This is a genomic window from Rahnella rivi (assembly GCF_019049655.1).
Lineage (GTDB): Bacteria > Pseudomonadota > Gammaproteobacteria > Enterobacterales > Enterobacteriaceae > Rahnella > Rahnella rivi.
Genome location: NZ_JAFMOX010000061.1, coordinates 244,254 through 251,365, shown reverse-complemented (window position 1 = coordinate 251,365; position 7,112 = coordinate 244,254). Strand labels below are relative to the sequence as shown.

At 57.2% G+C, this 7,112-nt stretch carries 6 protein-coding genes; all 6 read left to right on the top strand.

The genetic code is table 11. The features are described from left to right. Positions 1–564 precede the first annotated feature (564 nt). The 6 genes from dcuC (at position 565) to rsxD (ending at position 7,103) form a co-directional block, all read left to right on the top strand. On the top strand, positions 565–1,932 hold the full coding sequence (gene dcuC, locus J1779_RS15310; protein WP_183846874.1) for an anaerobic C4-dicarboxylate transporter DcuC: 1,368 nt from the start codon (positions 565–567) through the stop codon (positions 1,930–1,932). 254 nt (positions 1,933–2,186) lie between these two features. Beyond that, entirely contained in the window at positions 2,187–2,627 is a 441-nt protein-coding gene (locus J1779_RS15305) for a DUF2569 domain-containing protein (protein WP_217204173.1), read from the top strand. A gap of 39 nt (positions 2,628–2,666) precedes the next feature. Next, positions 2,667–3,248, top strand: a complete 582-nt coding sequence (gene rsxA, locus J1779_RS15300) for an electron transport complex subunit RsxA (RefSeq protein ID WP_056780334.1) — start codon at positions 2,667–2,669, stop codon at positions 3,246–3,248. Continuing rightward, the gene (rsxB, locus tag J1779_RS15295; RefSeq protein ID WP_056780337.1) at positions 3,248–3,814 is read left to right on the top strand and encodes an electron transport complex subunit RsxB; all 567 of its coding nucleotides are present in this window, start codon (positions 3,248–3,250) and stop codon (positions 3,812–3,814) included. Before rsxA ends, rsxB begins: the two co-directional genes overlap by 1 nt. A gap of 1 nt (position 3,815) precedes the next feature. Next, positions 3,816–6,050 (top strand): electron transport complex subunit RsxC, encoded by a 2,235-nt coding sequence (gene rsxC / locus J1779_RS15290; RefSeq protein ID WP_217204172.1) that lies wholly within the window; start codon positions 3,816–3,818, stop codon positions 6,048–6,050. Then, positions 6,051–7,103 carry an electron transport complex subunit RsxD gene (gene rsxD, locus J1779_RS15285; protein WP_217204171.1) on the top strand — a complete coding sequence of 351 codons (1,053 nt, stop codon included), beginning with the start codon at positions 6,051–6,053 and terminating at the stop codon, positions 7,101–7,103. It begins immediately after the preceding gene. Positions 7,104–7,112: the final 9 nt, after the last annotated feature.

Below are 7,112 nucleotides of genomic sequence, written 5' to 3'. Positions count from 1 at the left end.
AAAAGCAGACTGACTCTCATCTTTTCAAAACTCGGGTCTGCAACCTCTCACTCAGCGAGATTTCCGAATCGCACGCACGATCTTAAATTCAAAAGCAGAATGATTCTCATCTTTTCAAAAAGTTAACTGGCGTGCTCAAAATCCAGCTGAACGGAGCGGCTTCGAGACCTATGGCTCGAAGACCGAGAGAAGGCAGTGCGAAGCACCTGGATTTGCGCCACTCACGATTGCTGCGGAACATGTCCGTCGTTCCTGCGATAGCGCGCAGTAAAAGAGCCCGGGGGGTCTTGGGGGGCGGCGGCGATATGCCGCCCCCCAAGTCGGTGTGGGCCGACGCCCACGGTTTTGACCTTAAGGCCGGTGTGGGTGGCAACCCACGGTTTTGACGTTGAAGTTAAAATGAGTTTTAACCCCCCTCTTATTCCCCGCTAAACATCACATATTTTGATATTCCCCTCTTTTTCATCACCCATAATTGATAAGCGTCATGACGCCCGGTGCGCTATTTCGGCACAGTGCCCGCCTTTCATTTGGATCCATATTGACTCTCGGGGATACAACATTATGTGGGAATTACTGATCGGGCTGGTGGTTGCCGTGTTTGTCGGGCGGTACATCATTAAAGGCTATTCGCCCACCGGCGTGCTGATGGTCGGCGGGCTTTTGCTGCTGGTGATAAGCGTCCTAATGGGCCACAGCGTGCTGCCTGAAGGGGCGAAAAGCACCGGCTGGAACACCACGGATATCGTGGAATACGTCAAAATTCTGCTGATGAGCCGCGGTGGCGATCTCGGGATGATGATCATGATGCTGTGCGGTTTCGCCGCCTACATGACGCACATCGGCGCGAACGACGTGGTCGTGCGGCTGGCGTCGCGTCCGCTGAAAATGATCAACTCCCCTTATATTCTGATGGTGGCGGCCTACATTCTGGCGTGCCTGATGTCGCTGGCCGTCTCCTCGGCAACCGGGCTGGGCGTGCTGCTGATGGCCACTCTGTTCCCGATCATGGTCAACGTCGGCATCAGCCGTGGTGCAGCAGCGGCGATTTGTGCCTCCCCTGCGGCCATCATTCTTTCACCGACCTCCGGTGACGTGGTGCTGGCCGCGCAGGCGGCGAACATGCCGCTGGTGGATTTTGCGTTTAAAGCAACTCTGCCGATTTCTGTGGCCGCCATCGTGGCGATGGCCGTTGCCCATTTCTTCTGGCAGCGTTACCTCGATAAACGTGAAACCCCCGAAACGGTGGATGCCCTGGATTCCAATAAAGAAGATGTGGTGGAAACCAATGCGCCCGCGTTCTACGCCATTCTGCCCTTCACGCCCATTATCGGGGTGCTGATTTTTGACGGCAAATGGGGGCCGGGGCTGCACATTATTACCATTCTGGTGATCTGCATGTTGCTGACTGCGTTGATTGAAACCGTACGTAACCGCAGCGGGAAAATCGTGTTCGCCGGTCTGGACGTTGCCTATCGCGGCATGGCCGATGCCTTCGCCAACGTGGTGATGCTGCTGGTCGCGGCAGGTGTCTTCGCGCAGGGGCTGAGTACCGTCGGTTTCATCAGCAGCCTGATCGGTCTGGCGCAAAACTTCGGTTCCGGCAGCCTGCTCATGATGCTGGTTCTGGTGGTGATCACCGTGCTGGCGGCCATGACCACCGGCTCCGGTAACGCCTCTTTCTATGCCTTTGTGGAACTTATTCCGAAACTGGCGGCGAAGATGGGCATCAACCCGGAATATCTGGTGATCCCGATGCTGCAGGCCTCAAACCTCGGACGCACCATTTCGCCGGTGTCAGGCGTGATCGTCGCCGTCGCCGGTATGGCAAAAATCTCCCCGTTCGAAGTGGTCAAACGTACCTCCGTGCCCGTGCTGGTCGGCCTGATTGTGGTGATCGTCGCCACTGAAATTCTGGTGCCGGTGCATTAAACCTTCCTCATTTTATTACCTGAAGCCTTCATGCTGAATCAAGGCGGCAACCGGGTCAGCCCCGTGAGCATACAAAAGTATGTGACCGGGGCGCGCGAAGGGGCCAACGCTGAGATGGCGTGAAGGATTAAGGTATTGATCACATAAATACGATATCGGCTACCGCTAACTCAGGTTAAGCTACTGCGCCTTGAAGGTCGGGGAAGACTCTCCGTGCTGACTGGGTGGAAAAACCCGCGTAATAAAGGTTTTTTATGTCGAATAATCCGGGCTATAAACGTATTGGTGGGTGGTTACTGGCCCCGATGGCGTATCTGATTGTGACGTTGTTAAGCGTGGCATTAATGCTGGCATTGTTTTCCATGGCATTATTTATGCCGGAATCGCGGGATTACTTACTCACCAATTCGCAGGCATTTACCCTGCAATGGTATTTTTCCGTAGTGACCACATTAGCGATGGGGGTATTTACCGTCGCCGTGTTGTGGCAATTCTGCAAGCGTGCCAAAGTCTTGCCGAAAATGTATATAATCTGGTTACTGTGCACCGTGTTGCTGGCCGTAAAAGCCTTTGCATTCTCGCCGGTTACCGATGATCTGGCCGTGCGTAACTTATTGTTACCTTTATTGGCTGCCGCGGTGTTTGTGCCTTATTTCAAACGCTCTCTGCGGGTTAAAGAAACCTTCACGGAATAACCCTGAAGTTTTAATGTTTATTATGTCCGGGCAATTGTCATGACCTCTTATTTATTACTGTTTGTCGGCACCATGCTGGTAAATAACTTCGTTCTGGTGAAGTTTCTTGGGCTGTGCCCGTTTATGGGCGTCTCTAAGAAACTGGAATCGGCTATCGGCATGGGGCTGGCGACCACGTTCGTTATCACCCTGTCCAATATCTGCTCATGGATGGTCAACACCTTCATCCTGATGCCGCTGGAGCTGGTTTATCTGCGCACGATGGCGTTCATTCTGGTCATCGCCGTGGTCGTGCAGTTCACCGAAATGGTGGTGCGTAAAACCAGCCCGTCGCTGTATCGCCTGCTCGGCATCTTCCTGCCGCTCATTACCACTAACTGCGCCGTGCTCGGCGTGGCGCTGCTAAACATTAACCAGCAGCTGAACTTCATGCAGTCTGCGCTGTACGGCTTCGCCGCATCGCTCGGCTTCTCGCTGGTCATGGTGCTTTTCGCCGCTATCCGTGAACGCCTGGTGGTGGCTGACGTCCCTGCGCCGTTCAAAGGTTCTTCCATTGCGCTGGTCACCGCCGGTCTGATGTCGCTGGCCTTTATGGGCTTCACGGGTCTGGTGAAATTCTAATGTTTGAATTATGGGTAGCGATTGGCGCGCTGACCGCTCTGGCGCTGGTTTTTGGCCTGCTGCTGGGTTACGCCTCGCGTCGTTTTGCCGTGGAAGGCAACCCGGTTGTCGATCAGATTGACGATATTCTGCCGCAAAGCCAGTGCGCGCAATGCGGATATCCCGGCTGTAAGCCTTACGCCGAAGCCGTTGCCAACGGCGACAACATCAATAAATGTGTGCCGGGTGGCGAAGCCGTGATGCTCAAGCTGGCCACGCTGCTTAACGTTGAACCGCAGCCGATGGGTGAAGACGCCGCCGCGGCGGTACCGGTGCGCAGAGTGGCCTATATCGATGAAAGCAACTGCATCGGCTGCACCAAGTGCATTCAGGCCTGCCCGGTGGATGCCATCGTGGGTGCCACTCGCGCCGTGCATACCGTGATCACTGATTTATGTACCGGCTGTGACCTGTGCGTCGCGCCTTGTCCGACGGACTGCATCGAAATGCTGCCGATCAAAACCACCACCGCAAACTGGAAGTGGGATATGCAATCCATTCCGGTTCAGGTCATCCATGCGGAGTAACATGTTTAATCTGTTTGCCGCGCTCAAAAAAGACAAAGTCTGGGACTTCGACGGCGGTATTCATCCGCCGGAAATGAAGACGCAGTCGAGCCACGTTCCGCTGCGCAACGTGCCGTTGCCTGAGCGCTTTATCATCCCTCTTCAGCAACATCTTGGCCCTGAAGGCGAGCTGTGCGTCATTGCGGGCGACCGCGTGTTAAAAGGTCAGCCGCTGACGACAGGCCGTGGCCGTACCGTGCCCGTGCATTCACCGACGTCAGGCGTGATCACGGCCATCGAACCGCACATCACCGCGCACCCTTCCGGCCTGAAAGAACTGTGCGTGCTGATTGAAGCCGACGGGAAGGACACCTGGTGCGAGCGCGAACTGATTGCCGATTACCGCCAGCTTTCCGCCGATGAGCTGAATCAGCGCATCAGCCAGGCGGGTATCGCCGGGCTGGGCGGCGCAGGCTTCCCGACCGCCAGTAAACTGGCAGGCGGCCTGACCTCCACCCGCACGCTGATCCTCAACGCAGCCGAATGTGAACCCTACATTACTGCCGATGACCGGCTGATGCAGGAACACGCGACGGAGATCCTGCAGGGCACGCGCATTTTGTGCCACATGCTGCATCCGGAGCGCGTGCTGATTGGCATCGAAGACAACAAACCTGAAGCCATTGCGGCGTTCAAAGCGGCGATCGGTGCGGATATTACCGACGGCGTGCGTTTCGAACTGCGCGTGGTGCCGACCAAATACCCTTCCGGCGGCGCCAAACAGCTGACCAAAATTCTGACCGGCCTCGAAGTGCCGAAAGGCCATCACTCGTCGTCCATCGGCGTGCTGATGCAAAACGTCGGCACGGTGTATGCCATCAAACGCGCCATCATCGACGGCGAACCGCTGATCGAACGCGTGGTGACGCTGACCGGTGAAGCGATGGCGAAACCGGGCAACGTCTGGGCGCGTCTGGGAACACCGGTGGCGCACCTGATGCAGGAAGGCGGATTGCAGCCTCAGGGCGACAAAAAGATGGTGATCATGGGCGGCCCACTGATGGGCTTTACCCTGCCGTCGCTTGACGTGCCTGTGGTAAAAATTTCCAACTGCCTGCTGGCACCGTCTGAATCCGAACTGGGTCAGCAGGAACCGGAAGAAGCCTGTATCCGTTGCAGCCTGTGCGCGGAGGCCTGCCCTGCCGGGCTGCTGCCGCAACAGCTTTACTGGTTCAGCAAAGGTGAAGAGCACGAGAAAGCCCGCAATCACAATTTGTTTGATTGCATCGAGTGCGGCGCGTGCGCCTATGTCTGCCCGAGCAACATTCCGCTGGTGCAGTATTACCGTCAGGAAAAGGCCGAAATCCGCGCTATTGATGCCGAAACCGCCCGTGCCACCGAAGCCAAAGCGCGTTTCGAAGCCAAACAGGCGCGCATGGAACGCGAGAAGTTAGCGCGTGAAGAGAAACACCAGAAAGCCGCCGTGAAGCTCAGTGAAACGCCGGTGCAAGACGCGCCAGCCGAAGAGAAACCGGTGGCTGAAACGCCGGACGTCGATCCGCGTCAGGCCGCACTGGCGGCGGCGATTGCCCGCGCCAAAGCCAAAAAAGCCGCCGCGCAGCAAGACATCCCCGTGGCCTCAGAACCGGTGCCTGAAAAGCCACCGGTTGCCGAAGACGACCGTAAAGCCGCCGTGGCCGCCGCTATCGCCCGCGTCAAAGCCAAAAAAGCCGGCACCGGCGTGGTAGTCGAAGCAAAGGACAGTGAGCTGAACGTCGCGCCTGCCGCCGATGCGGATGCAGATCGCAAAGCCGCTGTGGCCGCCGCCATCGCCCGTGTCAAAGCCAAAAAAGCCGGCAACGGCGTGGTAGTCGAAGCAAAGGACAGTGAGCTGAACGTCGCGCCTGCCGCCGATGCGGATGCAGATCGCAAAGCCGCCGTGGCCGCCGCCATTGCCCGCGTCAAAGCCAAAAAAGCCGCTGCCGCACAGCCTGCCGGTGAAACAACCGGTGTGGAAAACGTGGCAACGGCACCGGCTGAACTCACCGCTGACGACAAACGCAAAGCCGCTGTCGCCGCCGCGATTGCCCGTGCCAAAGCGAAAAAAGCCGCCGCGCAGAGTGATTTACAAGACGACGCACCATCAGAAAAAGACCCATCACAACAAGAAAGCGATCCACGTAAAGCCGCCGTGGCTGCTGCGATCGCCCGAGTTAAGGCCCGCAAAGCCGCTCAGACCATGTCGAACGAGGAATAGATGGCCTTCAGGATCGCAAGTTCACCTTTTACGCATAACCGCCAGAGCACCAGCACCATCATGATGATGGTGATCCTGGCCTGTGTTCCCGGCCTGATCGCTCAGGTCTGGTTTTTTGGTTACGGCACACTGGTTCAGCTGTCGCTGGCCATCATGATTGCTCTGCTGGCAGAAGGCGCGGTGCTGCAACTGCGCAAACAACCGGTGAAAAAACGTCTGGGCGATAACAGCGCCCTGCTGACGGCGGTGTTGCTGGGCATCAGCCTGCCGCCGCTCGGGCCGTGGTGGATGGTGGTGCTCGGCACCATATTCGCCATCATTATTGCCAAACAGTTGTACGGCGGGCTGGGACAGAATCCGTTTAACCCGGCGATGGTCGGCTACGTGGTGCTGCTGATTTCGTTCCCGGTCCAGATGACTACCTGGTTACCGCCGGACGTGCTGCAACATCATCACGTCGGTTTTGCCGACACGCTGCTGACCATTTTCACCGGTCACAACAGTCAGGATCTGACCGCCTATCAGCTGAACATGAATGTCGATGGCGTGACGCAAGCCACTCCGCTGGATGCGTTTAAAACCGGGCTGCGCTCAGGGCATTCAGCTGAACAGATCCTTGCCACCCCGCTGTTTGGCGGTTCGCTGGCCGGTCTTGGCTGGCAGTGGATTAATCTCGGATTTCTGGCCGGTGGCCTGTATCTGATGTGGCGTAAAATTATCAGCTGGCACATTCCGGTGGCTATGCTCGGTATGCTGACATTCTGTGCGGCGATTGCCTGGGGTCTGGCTCCGGAGAGCTACTCATCGCCGCTGGTGGGGCTGTTCTCCGGCGCGACAATGCTCGGAGCCTTCTTCATCGCCACCGACCCGGTCACCGCCTCCACCACGCCGAAAGGCCGCCTGGTGTTCGGTGCCCTCATCGGCTTACTGATTTGGCTTATCCGCACCTATGGCGGCTATCCCGACGGCGTGGCCTTTGCCGTTCTGCTGGCAAATATCACCGTGCCATTGATTGATCACTACACGCAACCGCGTGTCTACGGGCATCGCTGAGGAAGAATT